Source organism: Pseudoalteromonas rubra (genome assembly GCF_000967655.1).
Lineage (GTDB): Bacteria > Pseudomonadota > Gammaproteobacteria > Enterobacterales > Alteromonadaceae > Pseudoalteromonas > Pseudoalteromonas rubra_A.
Genome location: NZ_JXYA01000006.1, coordinates 174,349 through 194,144 on the forward strand (window position 1 = coordinate 174,349; position 19,796 = coordinate 194,144).

Consider the following 19,796-nt stretch of genomic DNA (forward strand, 5'->3'; position numbering starts at 1 on the left):
CGCGCAGCCCGACTAGACGTTTATCGAGACAGACCATGACAAGCAAACACAACCCGCAGACTCCCTCTTTGCCAGACAAGACACCGGATATTGCCATCGTCGGCCTGTCTCTGCGTTTTCCGGGCGCCGATAACAAACATCAGTTCTGGCACAACCTCAGTCATAAAATCAGCAGCATCAGCGAGGTGCCTGCTGAGCGCTGGGACTGGAAAAAATACTACGACCCAAAGCCCGATAAACAAGCGCAAAAGAGCATCAGCAAATGGGGTGGCTTTATTGGCGATATCGCCGGGTTTGATGCCGGCTTTTTTGCCATCTCACCCAAAGAAGCGCAGAGCATGGATCCCCAGCAGCGCCTGAGTATGGAGCTGGCCTGGGCCTGCTTTGAAGATGCGGGGCTCACGCCATCGCAGTTTAAAAATACCGCCACTGGCGTCTATCTGGGGTGCAGCAATACCGACTATCAGGAGTTTTCGACCGGTAATATCGACCCACACTTTCTGACCGGCATGTCGACCGGGGTGTTTGCCAACCGCATCTCGCACTATTTTAATTTTCAGGGGCCCAGCGAAACCGTCGATACCGCCTGCTCTTCATCTTTGGTGGCTATTCACAAGGCCATGAATGACTTTCGCTCAGGCGAAATCAGTGCCGCGCTGGTTGGTGGCGTCAACTTACTGATCACCAAAAACCGCTATGTCAGCTTTAGTAAGCTGGGCGTGCTGTCACCTCAGGGGCGCTGTAAAACCCTGGATGCCGAGGCCGATGGCTATGTCCGTGGTGAAGGCGTTGGCATGGTGTTGTTGCTGCCGTTCGAGACCGCCAAAGCGCTGAATGCGACCATCTATGGCATCATCAAGGGCAGCGCTGTGGGGCACTCGGGTAAAACCAACACCCTGACCTCACCGAGCCCGTTTTCACAATCGCGAGTGATCCAGCAAGCCATCGACAATGCCCGGGTTGGCTCTGATCAGATTGGCTTTGTCGAATTACATGGCACCGGCACTGTGCTGGGCGATCCGCTGGAGATCCAGGGCCTGAAACGTGCCTTTCGCGCCAGCAAACAGCAAACGCCCGATGCGCCTTGCTATCTCAGCACAGTGAAAACCAATATCGGCCATTTAGAGTCGGCCGCCGGTATTGCCGGGGTGATCAAAACCTTGCTGGCCTTTGAGCATGAGCAGGTGCCGCCGCTGCAAAACTTTGAGACGCTGAATCCGAAAATTTCCCTGCAGAAATCGCCGTTTAAGTTAGCCACCGAATGTGTACCATGGGCAGGCGAGCAGCGCCTTGCCGGCATATCCTCATTTGGCTTTGCCGGGGTGAATGCCCATGTGATCTTAGAATCACCACAATATCTCAACCCAGAGCGCCCTGCTTTTGACACCGCCCTGCCTATACTGCTGTCGGCGAGAACCCGGACCGCGCTCACGCAGCGTGCCGCAGATTTGCTTGCCTACCTTGAGTCGGATAACTCGATTGAGCTGCAGGATTTAAGTTATACGCTCGCGATGGGCCGGGAATCGATGAAACACCGGATGGGATTTGCCACAGACTCACTGGCTTCTGTCAAAGTGCAACTGAGCAAGTTTGTTTCAGGTGAGGCTGGCGACTGGCACTATAGTAAAGTTGCCTCCAATACAGAGCAAAGTGAAGTCACTCACGAAACACTCGCTGCGCGCATAACCGGCTGGGTACAGGGCGAATTCATCGACTGGCAAGCCTGCTATGGCGACCTCTGCCCGCAACGTATTAGTCTGCCTGCCTATCCGTTTGAGCATAAGCCTTACTGGCTCGACGCAGAAGACGCAGGGCAACTCCCACACCTGCATCCGCTGCTGCATCGCAGTATACCGGCGCTGGGTGAGCTGATCTTTGCCAATGACTTTACAGGCAATGAGTACTTTTTACGTGACCATCAGGTGCAGGGCCAGGCTATGCTGCCCGGCGTCTGTACGCTTGAAATGGTCCATGCCGCCATGACTTTGTCGGGCCAGCTGGCGGATAACCAGTCGCTGCGCCTGAGTCAGGTGAACTGGCGCAGACCGGTAACCGTCGACGCGCAAAGCGGCCCGGTTTATTTGTCGCTAAAACAAACCGGTGATCGGGTAACATTTGAGTTATACCGTGAAGCACATGATGCGCGCCAGGTGTATGCCAGCGGTCAGGCAGAGGTCACAGAGCATGGCACCGCAACGCGAGCCATCGAAGCACAGCCTGACGCCCGCACAGTCGCAGCTTCTGAGTTATATCAGCAATTCAGCGCAGCAGGCGTTGACTATGGCCCGGCGTTTCAGCGCATCACTACATTATCTGTGGCAGACCAACAGGCACAGGGCGAACTCAACCCGGTTATTGCCCCCGACTTTGCCTTTGCCCCCGAGCTACTCGACACCGCCCTGCATACCCTGCTGGGTTTTGCACAAGATGCCCGCCCGGGGTTGCCCTTTGCACTGGAACAGGCTGAATTACTCACGCCGCTGCCATCGGGTAAAACACTGATAGCCTTTGCAACCCAAACCACCCATGCCGATGCCAGTAGCCAGAAGTTTGATGTCGATATCTGCGATGAACAAGGTGCGGTGTATGTGCGTTTGCGTGGTTTTTCGACCCGCTCAATGGCGCACGATACCGATGCGACTCAGCTGTTTACGGTACTCCCTGGCTGGCAGCATCTGACAGCACTGCCACCTGCTGAAACAACTCAATACCGCTTTGATTATCAGGGGCCCGCATCGCTCAAACCAGCCTGGTGTGCAGACTCAGCAGAACCTGCTGATCACCTGTTGTGGGTAGCCAAGGACGAGTACGCAGAGCCACTAAAACTGTTTACTCACCTCAAAGCCCTGATCGAACAAGGTAAAGGCACAGAGCCGCTGGCCATCACTTTACTTACCTTCCAGACACAGCAAGTGTATGACGAAACCGTCGAGGCACACGGCGCCGGGTTGATTGGATTGCTGCAAAGCGTGGCTCAGGAGTACCCACGCTGGCACGTGCGCATTGTCGATTTAAGTGCTGAATGCAAAAAAGACATAAGCAACTGGCAACAGGCTACTCGCTCGCCTGCGGGCTTTTATGCGCACCGCGATGACATTTGGCATACCTTCAGCGCCTGCGAGCACACCTACCTGGATTCAGGAGCGTCAGCCTATCGCAAGAATGGCGTCTATCTGGTGCTGGGCGGCGCAGGGGGCCTGGGTCAGGTCTGGAGTGACTGGATGATCCGCCAGCATCAGGCGCAAGTCGTCTGGGTTGGTCGTCGCGCGCTGAATGAAGACATTGAGCAGGCCATCAGTCGATTGGGTGAATTGGGCCCTGCACCGCAGTATATTCAGGCCGATGCCTGCGATGAAGCAGCCATGCGTGCCGTAATGCACACCATTAAGCAAGACTATGGGCAGCTCCATGGCGTGGTGCATTCAGTGTTGCATCTGGAAGATCAGAGCCTGGCCAACATGGACGACGCCCAGTTCCTGAGAGCTTATCAGGCCAAACAGGCCAGTGGCGAAACCTTACTGAGCGTGTGTAAAGACCGGTCGCTCGACTTTGTACTGCTGTTCTCTTCAATGCAGTCTTTCTCGCCTGCCCCTGGCCAGAGTAACTATGCTGCGGGCTGTCAGTATCTGGATAGTCTGGCCCGATCCGCCAGTGCAGAGCTGCCCATCAAGCTGGTTAACTGGGGTTACTGGGGCGACGTTGGCCGGGTCAGCGACCCGTATTATCAGCGTAAAATGCGCCAGGCCGGGATTGGCTCTATCGACGCGCAATCAGGCATGGCGGCACTGGCAAAGTTCATGTCTTCATCGCTGACGCAGGTGGGCGTAGTGAAAATGACACCAGAGCGGGCACAGGCGGCGCTGGTGCGTAGCAGCTATTCTTCAGAGTCCAGTTATAACGTATTTCAGTCTGAGCAAGCTGCTCCTGCGCTGGCACTCGATAGCCAACCTGCTGACACCGAGATCTTGTATACGTTGTGCCAGGCACTTATCAGTGCAGGCTGGCAGCATCCGGCTGAGCGCACCAAGGCGCTATCGGCCTTGCCGGATTACTTTGAATTATGGTGGCAGGAAACCGCGCGCTACCTGAACGAGGCCGGGTTACTACAAGACGACGAGCTGACTCTGCCGGGGCCTCCAGCCAATCTGACCGTACTGGAACAGGATGACTATGCACTGCTCAACGCAGCGCTGGCGGCACTGCCCGAAATTTTATCCGGCCAGCGTAAAGCCACTGATGTGCTGTTTCCCGGCGGCTCACTGGCGCTGGTTGAATCGGTATACCGGGATAACCCGGTGGCCATGCACGCCAATCAGGCGCTGGTTACTCAGCTTACCCACTATCTGGCAAGTTTAGGTGAGCAGCCCATTAGAATTCTTGAAATTGGCGCAGGCACCGGTGGCACCACGCGTACTGTACTGCCCGAATTGCGCAATTTTACTGTCACTGAATACGCTTACACCGACTTGTCACAGGCCTTTTTCAGCCATGCCAAAGCACAATTTCAGCCAGACTATCCTTTTGTACAGACGGCCTATTTTGACGTCAGCAAGCCACTTGCTGAGCAACATATTGACTTAGCCAGCTATGACGTGGTGATTGCCACCAATGTGCTGCACGCCACTCCTGACATGCTAACCACACTGAACAACGCCAAGGCCTGCCTGAAGCGCGGTGGTCTGTTATTAATCAACGAAGTGACTCAGCCATCGCTGTTTACTCAGCTGACCTTTGGCCTGCTCGAAGGTTGGTGGCTGAGCAAAGACACCACACTGCGCCTGCCAGGCTCTCCTTTATTGTCGCAGCCACGCTGGCAACAGTTACTGAGCAGCAACGGCTTTAAACTGGCAGCCTCTGCCACAGACGCTCAATCGCCGCAGCAAGTGCTGCGCGCGCAAAGCAATGGCCGTTTGGTGCAACAACGCGCAAAACCGGCTCAACAAACGATACAAATTTCAAACCACAATACAGCCATGCAACAACCCGAACAGACACAGACCGACTCGCAGCCTGCAACAGACAACGCAACCCTGAGCGATTTCGTCGCCCAAACCCTCGCGGGGATCGCCAGCCAGGCGCTGAGCATGACGGCGGATGAATTAGACCCGGATGACTCGTTTGCCGATTACGGCGTGGATTCGATCCTGGCCATTCAGATCCTTGATGAGATCAATGCTCACTTCAACCTGAGTCTGCCGCCCACTTTGCTATTCGATTTTCCGTCCATCGCGACGCTGAGCGCGCACATAGTGGCTGAGCACAGCGATAAGGCAGTGGCAATAATGCACAAAGCGCAGCCTGCTATAGCGACTACGCAACAGGCTGCGCCAAAGTCGGTTCAACCCGCTACAGATGAAGTAAGACCGGCTCACAAAACCAGTCATAACAACGCAGACAAAATTGCCATCGTGGGTATGAGTGGTCAGTTTGGTGATGCCAGCAATGTCGACGAGTTCTGGGAGATGCTGAGCAACAAGCGTACCTCGGTGCGTGCGCAGCAGCGCTGGGATTTAAGCGACTTATCGCCCGACGCACAAAACTGGTGTCGCTACGCCAGCTTGCTGGATGACATTACCAGCTTTGACGCGCCGTTTTTCTCCATCACACCACAAGAAGCTGAGGTGATGGATCCACAGCAGCGACTGTTTTTGCAAGAAGCCTACCGGGCGCTGGAAGACGCTAACATGATCACCCGCGCTGCCGGCAGCAATACCGGCGTTTATCTGGGCTGCGCGCAGGGCGATTATGCCTCGCTGGCACCCCAGGATGCTCCGGCGCAGTTGTTCTGGGGCAATGCCGGTTCGGTGATACCGGCACGGGTTTCTTATTATCTGAACCTCAAGGGGCCCGCGCTGGCCATCGACACCGCCTGCTCGTCGTCATTGGTGGCTATGCACAGTGCCTGTCAGGCGCTGAAAAATGGCGAAATAGACGCGGCACTGGCCGGGGGCGTTGCCACCTTGTGTACCCCACAGTTTTCACAACATGCCGGTAAGGCGGGCATGCTCAGTGCCGATGGCACCTGCTATACCTTTGATGACAGAGCCAATGGCTTTGTGCCGGGTGAAGGTGTCGGTGTGGTGGTGTTAAAACGCCTGAGTGATGCAGAGCGTGAGGGCGATCATATTCTGGGGGTTATTTTAGCCTCAGCCACCAATCAGGACGGCACCACCAGCGGGATCACCGCGCCTAGCTCAGTTTCTCAGCAACAGTTACATAGCCGCATTTATGAGCAATTTGATATTGCCCCGGATTCACTGAGCCTGATTGAAGCCCATGGCACCGGGACCAAGCTCGGTGACCCCATTGAATTTCAGGCCCTGACCCGGGCATTTCGTGCGAAAACCCAGCGCAGCCAGTTCTGTGCTCTGGGATCGGTCAAAACCAATATCGGCCACTGCCTGACCGCCGCAGGCGTCGCCGGTGTGATCAAAACCATCCTCGCCATGCAACACAAAACCATTCCGGCTTCACTGCATTATCAGCAGGGCAACAGCCATATCGACTGGCAGGATACGCCGTTTTATGTCGCGCAGGAAACGCAACCCTGGAGCGTGCCGGATGGCCAGCCGCGGCGTGCCGGTGTCAGTTCTTTTGGTTTCAGTGGCACCAATGCACACCTGATCCTCGAAGAGTATCAGCCGACAAAAACCGCAGTGCAAGCAGGCAGCGCTAAGCCGGTGATCATCGCACTGTCGGCCAAATCTCCCGAGGTGCTGCGCGACAAAGCCCGTAAACTGGCGGACTGGCTCGCTCAGGCGCAACTGAATGACAGCGCACTGGAAGCGCTGGCGTATACGCTGCAAAGTGCGCGCGAAGCCATGGACTGTCGTATGGCCTTTGTTGCCGAAACGCTGGCCCAGGTACACAACCAGCTGAGTGACTTTGCTAACCAACAAGCCGGCACCTATAAACAGGGCAGCAGTAAACAAGGTAAAGCCATTTTGGCGGCGCTGGACAAAGACGATTTTAACCGCTGGACGCAAGCCGGTGAGCTCAGCAAGCTGCTCGCTTTATGGGTAGTCGGCGCCGAACTCGACTGGTCTGCATTTTACTCAGCTAAGCCAAACTTACTGCGCCTGCCGACCTATCCGTTTGCCAGCACTCCATATTGGCTCAGCGGGGCACCCAAACTCACCCAGATGAACCCGCAACCAGCCCCGACTGCCATAGCAGAAGACTCGCTGTTACACCTCATCCCGCAGTGGCAAGCGCTGGATGTGACTTCACAGGCAAGCTGGTCAGGCAAACGTCAGGTCATTACTCTGGCACCGCATAACGAGATACCAGATGCCATTGTGCTGCAAGATACATCAGGTGACACAGCACAGCGTATTAAGGCGCTGACCATTGCTCTGATTGCACACATCAAACAGCTTGCCAGCACCACTGAGCCTTTGCTTATCCAGCTGCTCGTGCCAGCGAACGAACCGCTGCTGATGGCGCTGGCAGGGGTGCTGAAAACCGCCGCACTGGAACACCACTTGCTGAGTGTGCAGCTGATACAAAGCGATACGCCTGCACAATCTGCGGAACAACTTGTTCAGGCAAGCCAGTATACCCAACACAAAGTACTGCGTTTTATTCAGGGTCAGTGCGAGATACAAACGCTGACGCCACAACACAGCGATGTGCCCGCTTTGATGCCGTGGAAAGAAAATGGCCTGTATCTGATCACCGGCGGCCTTGGCCAGCTGGGTCAGTGCTTTGCCAAAGAGATCCTGACTCAAACCCGCCATGCTCAGGTGATTATCACAGGTCGTCGCACCGCGCCTGAATCGCTCGGGATGCCAGGAGATACAAGCCGAATTCATTATTACCAAACCGATATCAGCACTCAAACCCAGTGTGCTGAGCTGCTTAACCGCATTGGTGCGCAGCACGGTGCCCTGACCGGGATTTTGCACAGCGCTGGTGTGATTGACGACCAACTGATTGCAAGCAAAACTCCGCAGGCAGTCCAGCGCGTGCTGGCGCCCAAAGCCTCGGGGGTGATGGCACTGGATGAGGCCAGCAAAGCAATACCGCTGGACTTCTTTATCTGTTTTTCGTCTATCGCTGCGTGCTTTGGTAACCCGGGTCAGGCCGATTATGCCACTGCCAATGCTTTCCTGGATGCCTATATGCTCAAGCGCCAGCAATGGGGTGAGCAAGGTCAGCGCCATGGTCTAAGCCTGTCAGTAAATTGGCCGCTGTGGGCACAAGGCGGCATGCAAATGGACGCCGTTAAGCAAAGTTTGCTGCGCTCGCAGGGCCTTGCTGCTATGCCTGATAACATAGGTTTGAAAGCCTTTTATCAGCTGTTTGCCAAGCCCCACGCACAACAGTGCTTTTTATACGGTAACCCGGACAAGCTCACTCGCTGGATAACCCCGCAAGCCAAGACTCAAACTCCGAGCACCGCGCCACAAGACGCAACCACACTGAGTGATAGCGCATTAATGGACCACCTTAAAGCCGTGGTGGCGCAAGTCAGTAAACTGCCGGTGGAAGAACTCGACAGCGACCTCGGCTTCCGGGATATGGGCTTTGATTCCATTATGCTGATGTCCGTCGTACAGCAGCTTGAGGCCAATCCTCAGCTTGGCCTTGACGCCCTGCCACCAGCGCTGTTATTTGAGGTGAAAACCCTCAACCAGTTGCATGCTTACCTTGTTAAACAGCAACCCAATATCGCCACGGTGCAGACAACACACGAAGAGCCGCTCAGCCAACAAACGCTGACAGGTCCACTGCCGCTGTCAAAGGCCCAGCAGGGTCTGTGGCTGCTGCACAAGCAAAACCCGACGCTGTGCAGCTACAATATCCCGCTGGTATTCGAGCTTGCCAGCCTGGATGTTGCCCGTATGCAACAAGCGCTGGACAGTCTTTGTCAGCGCCACCCGGTGCTGCGCCTGCGTATTCACGAAACGGATGGCCGACCCACGCAACAGATCCACTCGGACACAATCCTGATTGAGCAAACGTCTCTGGCACCGACCTCTAAGGCTGTCCTGACTGATGCAATACAACAGACCATTGCGGTGCCTTTTGATCTGTCAGGTCCATTGCTACGCGCAAGCGCCTGGCAAGTGGCGTCGGGCGCTCAGTCACGCCATGTGATGGTGATAGTGCTGCACCACCTGATCATTGATGGAGTCTCTGCCACCCAGCTGCTGTCTCAGCTATGGCAGGCTTATCACGAAGGCGCACCAGCGGTAGCGCCCGACCGGGGCTTTTTCGACTACCTCGACTGGGAGCAGCAGCTGCTGGCCAGTCCAAGTGCAGACACGCTGAAACAATTCTGGCAGCAATCTTTGAACCCAGCGCAAGCACCGCTGGCCCTGCCCGGCAAATGCACAACGCCGGTCAGTCCGGACGAGCCAAACAGTACGCGCGTGACGCTCAACTTGCCAGCCAGCATGCAGCAGCAGCTCGAGCAGTTTTTAACCCGTCACAAGCTTAGCACCTCCGTGTTTTTCTTAACCGTGTTTCAGGCATTACTGAGCCGTCTGTGCGGTCGCAATGAGCTGATACTGGGCACGCCGGTGATGCAACGACCCAAAGCCAGTATGGCGCAGTCGCTGGGCCTGTTTGTAAATCAATTGCCGCTTCAGCTGACCCGCAATAACAGCACAAATTTTGTCAGCCAGGCACGGGCAAACCAGACACAACTGGACGCCGTGATCAGTCACAGCGCCCTGCCCTTGTCCGAACTACTCAGCGCCATCAATGCCCCGCGTATACCGGGAGTTCACCCGCTGTTTCAGATTGGTTATGCCTGTCATAACTTTATTCAGGCCGACTGGGTAGAGGACAATCAGGCGCTGCTGGGGGCGCTGTGGCAAGAATTCCAGCAGGATGCTGAGCTGGACCTGAGCCTGGGGGTCACCCCGCTGGGTGGCACCCATCAGCTGGCCTTCAAATTTTCGACCCGCGCTTATGAGCGTCATACCGTGCAGACACTCGCGGATAATTATGTGCAGCTGCTGGAAGACGTGCTGCTTAGCGGTGACTTACCACCCGATGGTCAGCCACAGACACCGAGCGCAAACCCCGCTACTTTGCTAGACAGCTTTACCTTACAGGCCGCGCAGCACCCAACCCAGACGGCACTCTCGTTTGCCGGTGTCACGCTGAGTTATCAGGCACTGGAGCAGCAGGCAAACCAGCTGGCCCATACCTTAATTGCCAAAGGTGCGCGGCCCGGCAGCCGGGTTGCCCTGTTGTTGCGCCCAAGTGTGGAAATGATAATCGCTATGCTGGCGGTGCTGAAAACCGGCAGTGCCTACGTGCCGGTAGACCCCAGCTCACCAGAGGACAGAGCCCGCTTTATTCTGGCCGATGCCGATCCGGCGCTGGTACTGATGAGCGACGAGCTAACACTGCCTGTCGCGCACAGCCAGGCATATCGCCTCAGTGACTGCCTGCAAAGCAGCACTATGGCACCCGTCACCGCTCCGGGGATAGCGCTGGCGCCGCAAGCGCTGGCCTATATCATTTATACCTCGGGCTCAACGGGTCAACCCAAAGGCGTGCTGGTTGAGCATCGCAATATTACCACCTTGCTGAACAACACCCAGCCAGGGTTTGGGTTTAATGCCCAGGATACCTGGTGCCTGTTCCACTCGTTTGCGTTTGATTTCTCGGTGTGGGAGATCTGGGGCGCACTGGCCCATGGCGGCAAACTGGTGATAGTGGACGACGCCTGCAAAAAAGACAGTGCTGCATTCGCACACTTTATTCACGACAATCAGGTAAGCATTTTAAATCAGACACCATCGGCGTTTTATCCGCTGATGACGCATTTGCTGGCGCAACCGGCGCTGACACATTCTCTGCGTACCGTGATCTTTGGCGGTGAAGCGCTGGAGCTGAGTAAGCTCACGCCCTGGTTTGAGGCAGCACAGCCGCTACCCAAGCTGGTCAACATGTATGGCATAACAGAGACCACTGTACACGTCACCGAGATGGAAATTACCCGCGAGCTGGTCGAACAGAACCCGGGCAAGAGCATTATAGGAAAGCCATTGCCCGGCTATCGCCTGTACTTACTGGATGAACAGCAAAGCCCTGTCGCGGCGGGTCAGCCCGGCGAGTTGTATGTAGGAGGCTGCGGCGTCAGCCGGGGTTATCATCAAAGAGCAGTACTGACCGCAGAACGCTTTATTCCTAATCCGCTTGCCGGGCAAAACGAGGAGCGCCTCTATCGTACTGGCGATCTGGCACGTCTGAATGCACAGGGCCAATATGAATACCTGGGCCGCTGCGACGATCAGGTTCAGATCCGCGGACACCGCATTGAGCTTGGCGAAGTACAGCATGCCCTGCTAACCAACCCGGCAATTCAGGATGCCTGCGTGCTGGCTGCCAGCAAACGTCATGGTGACGTACTGGTGGCTTACCTGGTCACCCAAATGCCGCTTTCCGATGAAGCCATTCGTGGCGAGTTGTTAAAGCTTGTGCCCGAGTACATGGTGCCGGCGTATTTTGTCTCCGTGCCCGCGTTGCCGCTGACTAACAATGGCAAAGTGGATAAACAGGCGCTGCTCAGCCAGTTGCCGTTTAACTCACATACCGCGCAGGCCGGGCTTTCAGCCATGGAAGCAAACCTCAGCGCAGCACTACCAGTGCAAAACTTACAGGCCGAAGTTTCGGCTATCTGGTGTGAGGTGCTGGACGTGAGTCAGGTTGCGCCGGATGCGCCCTTTTTCACGGTTGGGGGCGACTCCCTGCTGGCCAATGTACTGGCCACCAAACTGAGCGCCAAGTTCAATATCGACCTGCCGCTGACGGAGGTGTTTCAGTACAGCACCATTAACGCCCAGTGCGATTATTTATCTGCCAAAGTCACCAGTCCGATTTCAGCGCCTGTACAAACGCCAGAGCCGGTGCGCCCTGCAAAGCCGACAACCACTGATCAGGCCATCGCCATGATAGGTTTGTCTTGTCATTACCCGGACTCTCCCAACGCGCAGGCATTCTGGCAAAACCTCATTGAAGGCAAAAACCTGGTTCGCCACAGCCACAGAGCCGAGTCAGACGCGTCTATGATCTGGCTCGATACCTGGGTTGAAGGCCAGGATGAATTCGACCCCGGCTTTTTTAATCTCTCGGAAAAGCAAGCCCGCACCATGAGCTATGCACAGCGCCAGCTGTTACTGCATGCCTGGAAAGCGGTGGAAGATGCTGGTTATCGCTGTGACCAAATCCCTAACACCGGCGTGTATATTTCCGCCTCAGGCGGCGACCTGACCGATCTTAACCTGCACGATAAGTTCAGCAACGGGGAGTTTGTCCTCAATGCCGAGGACTATGTTGCATCGACGCTGAATCAGCCAGGTACACTGGCAACCAGTATTTCCTATCATCTGAGTCTGACCGGCCCAAGTCTGTTTGTGCACTCCAATTGCTCTTCATCCCTGAGCGCACTGGCACTGGCCTGCTCGGCGCTTAAAGCCGGTGACATTGACTATGCCATTGTTGGCGCAGCCTGTTTATTCCCGCAGCGCAGCACAGGATACAAGATAGAAAAAGGCCTCAACTTTGCCCCCGATGCGCGCTGCAAAGTCTTTGATGCCCAAGCCGATGGCATGATAGGCGGCAATGGCGTCTCTGTGGTGGTGCTCAAACGTGCCGATGAGGCAACCCAGGATAGCGATCACATTTACAGCCTGATTAAGGCGGTGAAGGTGAACAACGATGGCAACAACAAGGCCGGTTTCTTTGCCCCGGGCACGGAAGGCCAGATGCAGGTGATCACCCAGGCACTGCAAAGCGCTGATGTCTCACCGGCGAGTATCAGTTATGTCGAAGCCCATGGCACCGGCACCGCGCTGGGCGATCCCATTGAATTTGCTGCGCTGCAACAGGTTTATCAGCCGCATAGCGAAGCAAAACAATATTGTGGGCTGGGTGCCGTGAAATCGAACCTGGGCCATACAGATACCCTGGCAGGGCTTACCGGACTGGTGAAAACCAGCTTGTCGCTGCACCACAAACTGCTGCCCGGCACCTTGCACTACAACGAGCCGAATCCACACCTGGACCTGGCTAACTCGCCGTTTTATGTCGTCGACAGTACGCGCCTGTGGGAAACCCCTTTGTTACCAAGGCGGGCCGCAGTCAGCTCATTTGGTATTGGCGGCACCAATGCCCACGCCATTTTGGAAGAAGCCCCGGTGGCGCAAACACAGAATGCATTGAGCAGTCAGCCTTCAATCGTGGTGCTGTCGGCAGCCACACCAGAAGTACTGCAACGTCAGATCAGTGAGCTGCTGAACTGGCTTGAGCGTACCCTGTGCGATGATGCGCTGAGAGTTAGCCTGGCCTACACCCTGCAAACGGGTCGTCAGGTGATGGCGCATCGCGCAGGCTTTGTGGTGTCTTCTTTGAACGAGCTTAAGACTCAGTTAAGTGCTTACCTTACCAGCGGCACGCAAACCATATTAAACCTGCTTCCTGCTGGTACACCGGCCAGCTGGCTGGCACAGGGCAATTATCAGGCTATTCTGAGCCACTGGCTGGACAGCGGCTTTGAGGACTGGGACTTCCTGTATCAGGGAGAGCAGGTAGGAAAACTGAGTCTGCCCACTTATCCTTTTGATCTAAAACCGTACACGCTCGGCCTGAGCCAGACTCAATCAGAAGAGCTGGTCCCATGCACGCTGAGTGTGCCAAAGTGGCGCACCCAGCCTGTGGTTACAGACAGTGAGACAGCTGCGCCCGACAGCACGGCGTCGCACTGTGTGGTGCTGTGCGACCTGCCGGAGTTGGAAGTCGCCGGTGCCATCACCCAAGTGCTTAGCTCAAGCCATTACGCATCGGAGCAGCAGGTCAGTGACTATGGGACTCAGCTGCTCGACATTATACAGTCGCTCGCGAAAACCAGGCAGCCGACCCTGTTACAGCTGGTGATAGGCAACACTCAGGCCGAGCCGCTGGCTAATCTCAACAGTTGCCTGCACGGCCTGTTGAAAACCGCCAGCATTGAACACCCTATGCTACGCACACAGCTGTTGCTGGTAGACCCGACACTGAGCTCAGATACGCTGCACACTCTGCTCACCGATAACCGCAATGCGCCCGACTCCGTCATTGCTTATCAGGGCACGAGCCGCACAGTACTGGGCTATCAGCCGGTGAGCGATGTGAACCCGGTCAGTGCGTGGCAGCCCGATGGCGTGTATCTGATCACCGGCGGGCTCGGTGGCATTGGTCGTCACTTTATTGCCGAACTGGCCGCTTTGCCGTTTGCCACCACAGTGGTCGTGACAGGTCGCCGAGCCGCTGATGACGTTCAGGTAGAGTCGCAGCTGCGCAATCTTAAACAAGGTCAGGTGCAACTGGTTTATCGTCAGCTGGACGTGGCTCAAAAGATGAATACCTTGTTGCTGGTGCGCGACATAGTGCGCGAATTTGGTGCGCTCCATGGCGTGATCCACGCGGCCGGCATAGTGCAGGATACTTTGCTGTGCAACAAAACCCCGACCTCCTTTGCGCAGGTGCTGGCGCCTAAGGTCACGGGCGTGGTGGCGCTGGGTGAGGCCACTGCGGATCTACCACTGCGCTTCTTCGCCTGTTTTTCCGGGCTCAGTGGCGTACAGGGCGCTGCCTCTCAGGGCGACTATGCCATGGCCAATGCGTTTCTCGACAGCTATATGCAGCAGCGTCATGCCCTGGTTGCCAGCGGTAAGCGCCATGGCCTGAGCGCCAGTATCGACTGGCCTTTCTGGCAAGACGGCGGTATGCAGCGCAATGCCCAGTTTGCCCATACGGATGCGGCCATGCCCAGCAACAGTGGCATAGACGCTTTTTACCGGGCACTGCAACAGCCTCAGACGCTGGTGCAATATACCCCGGCCGATCCAAGCCATGAGCAGGTCAGTGACACCGCTACACCAGCAGCCCAGTTTACCAGTGAAGCCGCGCTGGACGCTGCTCTAACTGAACAGCTGAGCACTATGGTGGCGGCTTTACTTGGCGTGCAACCGGACACACTGGATGGAGATACCGATCTGGGCGAGTTTGGCGCAGACTCCATTGCTTTTATTACCTTTATCAATCAGCTCAACAGCCGCTATCAGCTTGAGCTCTCGCCCAGCGTGCTGTTTATGCACTCGACCCTGAACAGCCTCAGAGCCCATATTATCGCCGAGTATGGCGATGTGCTGATCGCCACGAATAACGAGGCGCAAACAAGCTCAACGGATACAGTAGCAGAACAAGCCCCGGTGAATGCCTCAAATGATGAAGCGATTGCCATAGTCGGGATCAGCGCCGCCTTCCCCGAGGCGAGTAACCTCGACGAATTCTGGCACAACCTGAGCACAGGCAAAGACTGTGTGACCCGCCACAGCTGGCCACAGCCGCAAGACAACGAGCTCAGCTGGCCCGGCGAAATTAACTGGCTGGGCCGCCTGCGACGCGACACCGAGTTCGACCCCTTGTTCTTTAATATTGCCCCAGCGGAATGCGAACGCATCCAGTTGCAGGAAAGCCTGCTGATGATGCATGTCTGGCAGTGTATTGAGAATGCCGGATACGACCCAAAATCGCTGGCAGGCACCAGCACCGGGTTATTTATTGGCTGTCAGTCTGGATATCACGAAGGGCTGATCACCTCCCCGGCATTTGCGCCAAACCGCATGAGCTACTTCCTCGACCTGCACGGCCCGAGCGAAGGGATAGATACCACCTGCTCATCATCGCTGGTGGCTGTACATAAGGCCATGGCGGCGATCCGTATGGGTGAGTGTGAGCAGGCCATTGTTGGCGGCGTCAATATCATAGACACTCCCACCGCCTCTGTGGCCATGCAAGAGATAGGTGCGCTGTCGCCGGATGGACGATGCAAAACCTTTGCAGCCGATGCCGATGGCATAGTGCGGGGCGAAGGCGTTGGCATGATCATGCTGAAAAAACGCTCGGCAGCCGAGCGCGATCAGGACGCCATTTACGCCACCTTGCTGGGCTCAGCGGTTAACCATGGCGGTAAATCACAGGGCTTTACCGTGCCCAATGCCCGGGCACAAACTCAGCTGCTGGATAAAGCCTGGCGCAACGCCAACATCAACCCGGCCACACTCAGCTACATCGAGTGCCATGGCACCGGCACCACGCTTGGCGATCCGGTTGAGCTGGATGCGCTCAAAGCAGCCTTTAATACACATCAGTGGCCAGCCCACTGTGCGCTGGGTTCAGTAAAGAGCAACATAGGTCATACCGAAATTGCCGCCGGTATCGCAGGTCTCATCAAGGTTGTGCTGCAACTTAAGCATCAGACTCTGGTGCCCTCGCTCCATGTGCAGGCACTTAACCCCTATCTGGCGCTCGAGGATACGCCGCTTGCGGTACAAACCCAGGCGCAGCCGTGGGAGCACGGCGATACACCAAGGCGCGCAGCCGTCAGTGCCTTTGGGATCAGTGGCGTGAATGCCCATGTGGTGCTCGAAGAGTATCAGCCGAACATCACTGAGCAACACACAGCTTTACCAGGCGCCCCGGCGATGGTGGTGCTCTCGGCCACCAGCAAGGCAGCACTGGCACAAAAAGTCACTGAGCTTGCCAACCATGTTGCGACTTTACCTGACACGCCTGAGGTACTGGCGCAACTAGCCGCGACCTTAGCGCTGGGCCGCACGGCGCAGGCATACAGACTCGGCTGGGTAGTGTCCTCACTGAGCGAGTTGCGCACAGCCCTGAGGGAGGCCGCGCCTGATCAGGCTTCCAAGGTCAGCAATAACACCAGCGAGCAGCTAACAGCAGAGCAGTTGCTGACCCTGCACCAAACCCAGGAATATGCCGCCATAGTACGTCTGTGGCAATCTGGCAAAGTCGCGAACTGGCAGCCGCTTTACCCAACTCCTCTGCCAAAACTCCATCTGCCTGGTACGTCTTTTATCAGCAAAAACGCAGTTGAGGCTGAACAAACAAGTCCCTGGCTGCTACTCGACAACCAATTTCAACCGGCTGCACTGACTCTGCCTGAGGACTGGCAGACATTACTGACTGCACAGCTGGCACACAGGCATATTTTGCTGGTCTCAGACACCCAGGCGCAGCTTGAAACCCTCAGTGAGCCGCTACACGCAAGTGGCTGTAAGGTGACTTCGCTGTGCTTTGAACAACTGGACCACTCAGCGCTGGATCCAGAAGATCTGCCGGATGCCATTTTTGTGCTGGGCTGTGGTTCATTGCTTGAGCCGCAGCAGCAGATAAAACCCCTGTTCGAGCTGATGCAACTCACCGCCCGTCACGACAATCACGCGATGCAGCTGTTTTATGCCACTCAGACCGACTCGCAAATTGAGACCCGGGACGACCTGAGTGCCCTGCTGCGTTGCTACAACCTGCGCAATCCGCAGCACAGCTGGACGTTAGTCGAGCAACTCGGTGAGGCTGCTTGTCTGGGCGAATTGTTGCTGCAGGAGTTTGCCAGTACCTTACTGAACGCAACCGAGCATCAGCCGAACCAGGTGCAATACCGCGATGGTGCGCGCTTTGCACTTCAACTAACGCAACTGCCGGGCGCAAGCGATACAGCTAAACCTGAGTATGAAATACGTCACGGCGGTACTTATCTGATCGCAGGGGCACTGGGCGAACTGGGCATGGCGCTGAGCCAGCCCTTGCTGGAAGATTTTGATGCCAACCTCATTTTACTGGGCAGGCGCGATGAGCAAGCCGTGCAACCACAACTGACCCAGCTCAGCGGAAAAGGCACAGTGCATTACCTGGCGTGTGATATTGCCGACGCCCAACAGCTGAAACAGCTCAGTGCTTTACTGAGCGACAAGTCACTAGTGCTCAACGGCGTGTTCCATCTGGGCACCACCTATACGGAAGAAGAAAACAACTGGGCCGACTTTGCCCGCTCAATGCAGGTCAAAGTACAAGGCACGCAGCAGCTGGACTCCCTGCTTGGCGGCTGTGAGCTGGACTTTTTTGTGCTGTTCTCTTCTATGGCCGTGTTTGGCAGCCTGAATCACCTGTCGTATTCGTACGCCAATGGCTTTCAGAATGCCTTTGCCCGGGCCCGAAATCAGCAAGTGGATAAGCAGCAGCGTCATGGTCAGACCCTGGCAATTAACTGGGGCTACTGGCATTCAGATGATCCGCTAAAAAGCATTGAAAACAGCTTTGCCGAGAAAAAAGGCTATCAGCTGATCCAGATGTCGGATGCCTTTGCACAACTGCCGAACTTGCTCAGCACCAAGCGCAGTACCCTGGCGGCCATTTGCACCACAGAGCCCGAACGCATCACGCACAACACAGCGGCACTATTACAGCGCAAACGCCTGACGCACGCCCGTCTGGAGCAAGTATCGGAAGACACGCCTGACGCACCTCAGGATATCGCTGGCACTGTGGTAAGCATTGTTGGCCAGGTGCTGGGAATAGCTCCCGATGAGCTGGATCTAAATTGCGATCTGTATGATTACGGCTTTGACTCCATCTCATTGCTGAAAACCTTCCAGCAACTCAAGGCCCGGCTCAATATTGATATTCAGGCCGATGCCTTTAAGAACATGAATACCATTCAGGCACTGATCGACGAAATCGACAAGGCCCACGGCCAGGTTCAGCATGAGGACGATGCATCGTTACCTGAGTTTATTATCGATGCGGGCATTGACTTGCCGACGCTGCCCGATGAGATAGTGCATGCCTATGAGGGCGACGTCCGTCATGTGCTGCTCACCGGAGCAACCGGCTTTTTAGGCAGTCACCTGCTGGCAGAGCTGCAGGCCACCACCAAGGCAAAAATATACTGCCTGGTGCGCGCCGACAGCGCAGAGCAAGCACTGACTCGCATTGCCGATAATGCCAAACAGTATGCGCTGACTCTGGATCTGGAACGCATCGTGCCTGTCCCGGGAGATATGGAGCAATCCCGATTAGGCGTATCCGATGAGCACTGGGCACTGCTGTGCCGGGACATCCAACATGTGGTACATACAGCCTCGTATGTGAATCATATCCAGCCCTACTTTGCCTTTAAAAAGTCGGTGGCTGGTACCAATGCTCTGCTCAAACTATGCTGCACGGACACGCTGAAGATGATCCACTTTGTCTCCAGCACCACCGCCAGCACCCAGATCAAAGACTCGCACTTTTCAGTCAACCCACGAGAGTCCTTTATTCCAACTGACGAAGCAGCCTTGCTGTGCAGTGGGTACGGACAGTCGAAATGGGTGCAGGAAGAAAACATTCGTCAGGCATCACTCATCGGTGTGCCCTACACGGTTTACCGCTTTTCGGAAATTTCGGGCTCATCAACAAGTGGCATTGGCAATACGGATGATGTCTTCCACCGCATCCTGAAAATGATGCTCAGCATAGAGGTACGCCCAGCTGAAAGCCCCTACATGCTGGATATCATTCCGGTTGACCGCGCGGCTACCTGTATCGTTGCAGGCATGAGTGACCCGCAAAAACGCAACCAGGTCTATCACGTGGCAAACCCAGCACCACTGAGCATTGCAACCTTTTATGACTTTGCCACTGAGCGGGGTTTGCACTTTTCGCAAACGGATAAAGCCGAGTTTATTGGTGCCTGTGAAGCCTACGCGGCCCGGCGTGAAGGCAAAGATCAGGTCATTATGCAGGGATTATTGTCATCACGCCCTGGCTACGATGAATATCTGTTTGAAGCCTACTTAATGCCGATGGACCCGTATGATAAGGACAACTTTATCGCACTGACAGAGCGCTATGACATCACGTTGGGTGACTGGGAGCGTTTGTTTGATACTTACTTTACCCAGTGGCTGGAAGACAGACACTATCGGGAGATCTGGCAGGAGAGTTAAGTA

General features: G+C 55.8%; 1 protein-coding gene. It reads left to right on the forward strand.

Annotated features, from left to right (window positions below):
• The first annotated feature begins 35 nt into the window (after positions 1-35).
• Positions 36-19,793, forward strand: coding sequence for a non-ribosomal peptide synthetase (locus TW77_RS25065; RefSeq protein ID WP_046003638.1), 19,758 nt, complete (start codon positions 36-38; stop codon positions 19,791-19,793).
• Positions 19,794-19,796 lie beyond the last annotated feature (3 nt).